This is a genomic window from uncultured Henriciella sp. (assembly GCF_964005855.1).
Taxonomy (GTDB): Bacteria; Pseudomonadota; Alphaproteobacteria; order Caulobacterales; family Hyphomonadaceae; genus Henriciella.
Genome location: NZ_CAXFSW010000042.1, coordinates 1 through 1,886 on the forward strand (window position 1 = coordinate 1; position 1,886 = coordinate 1,886).

At 63.2% G+C, this 1,886-nt stretch carries 2 protein-coding genes; both read right to left on the minus strand.

Annotated elements, in window-relative coordinates; all coding sequences use genetic code 11:
• Positions 1–1,283, minus strand: a 1,283-nt coding sequence (locus tag ABNU55_RS15655; protein ID WP_348764592.1) for an FAD-binding oxidoreductase, incomplete at its 3' end; no start/stop codon positions are given.
• Positions 1,280–1,886 (minus strand): FMN-binding negative transcriptional regulator (locus tag ABNU55_RS15660; RefSeq protein ID WP_290750839.1); only part of this gene is annotated, 607 nt, incomplete at its 5' end. The genes ABNU55_RS15660 and ABNU55_RS15655, both read right to left, overlap by 4 nt.

The following is a 1,886-nucleotide window of genomic DNA, read 5'->3' on the forward strand; positions in this document are numbered from 1 at the left end:
ACCCCATGCTCGGCACTGATCGACCCACCGAACTTCATCGCCTGGGCATGAACGATGCGGGTGACCTCGCCCGCCTTGTCAGAAAGCGCCGTACTTTCAGGGGTCTTGGGTGAGCAGGCCGAATAGTGCAGATTGCCGTCGCCGACATGACCGAAGGCCACGATTTCCGCTTCCGGAACGAGCTTCTGGATCTCTGCCTCGGTGGCTGTGAGGAAGTCCGGAATCGCCGAAACGGGCACGGCGACATCGTGATTTAGGGCTGTGCCATAGGCGCGCTTGGACAGCGGAATCGTCTCACGGATATGCCAGAAGCTCTCTGCCTGCTGGCCGCTTTCGGCAATCAGCACATCGGCGGCGAGCCCCTTCTCCATACCGTCCGCCAGCGCCTCCATCAGGACCTCACGCGCCTGATCTTCCCTGGCCATGGAGACCTCCACGAGGACGCGCCAGGGCTGGTCTGAGGGGTTCGGGTCGCGCGTATCGGGCACATCCGCCTTCACCATCTCGATGGCATTTGCGGGAATGATCTCGAAACTGGTGACCGTGTCGCCTGCATGGTCGCGCACGAGCGCCAGAAGGTCGACGACCTTGGCTGCACTCTCACACGTCACCCAGCCGGTCGCTTTCGCAACCTTCGGAAAGAGTTTCAACGTGGCGGCCGTGATCAGGCCAAGCGTGCCCTCGGCGCCGGCGAACAGGTGTTTGAGGTCATAGCCGGTATTGTTCTTTCGAAGCCCCGACAGCCCGTCCCACACCTCACCGGACGGCAGAACCACCTCAAGGCCAAGGATAAGGTCGCGCATCATGCCATAGCGAAGCACGGCCACGCCGCCGGCATTGGTGGAGATGAGCCCGCCAATACTGGCCTGTCCTTCAGAGCCAAGCGACAGCGGAAAGAAACGGCCCGCTTCGTCTGCGGCCTGCTGGGCGCTGACGAGGGTCGCGCCCGCTTCGATGGTCATGGAATTGTTGCGCGTGTCGACGCTGCGCACCCTGGTCATGCGGCGCATCGAAACGGTGATCTCGCCATGCGGCGTGCCCCCGTCGACGAGGCCGGTATTGCCCCCCTGGGGGACCAGCGCCACGCGATGATCGGCGCACAGCCTGACAAGTTTTGCAGCCTCTTCTGTAGAGCCCGGCATGGCGAGGAAAGGCGTTTCCCCTTTATTGTTGCCGCGCCACGGGGAGGCGGCCGCCTCAAGTTTGTCGGCATCCTCGCTCCAGCCGGATGGGCCGAGCAGGTCTTTGGCGGCGCTGAGGAAGTCTTCGTTCGGACGGTTCATGTCTGGCGCTCCATCATGGACGCAAGGGTTGGGTCGCCATTGGCGGCTTTCAAGGCCTGTCCCGCGCGCTGGCGGACATCCTCAGGCTTGTTCTGACTGATCTTGGTGATGCCTTCAAACCGCTCGGGTGTGAGGGTGAAGGTCTGGATGGCGGCGATCATGCGGTCGAGCGCGGCGCGGTCCATCTTCTCCATGGTCCATGCCGGTTTCGGCGCGAGACCGCGTTCGAAATGGCCGGAGAGGTCGCCAAGAAATGCCTCTGCAGCCTTGTGGTCCCCGAGGCTGACAGGACCTTCCGCTTCGACAGAGAGATAGTTCCAGGTCGGGACCTGATTATCGATGCCGTACCAGTCCGGGGAGATATAATCATGCGGCCCTGAGAAGACGATGAGGGCGTGCCGGCTCTCGGTGATGCCCCTTGCCGCCGGGTTCGATTTCGCAAGATGGAAGCGCAGACTCCCGTCCGCCCCAGCCAGGACGGGCGTATGAACGGCGCGCGGGCGGCCCTCATGCACGGCGACGACCAAAGCGAATGGCCAGTCTCCCACCCGCTCCAGCAGGAGCGCCTGGTCGGTCTCAAGGAATATCGGGGCCGGGTGCATT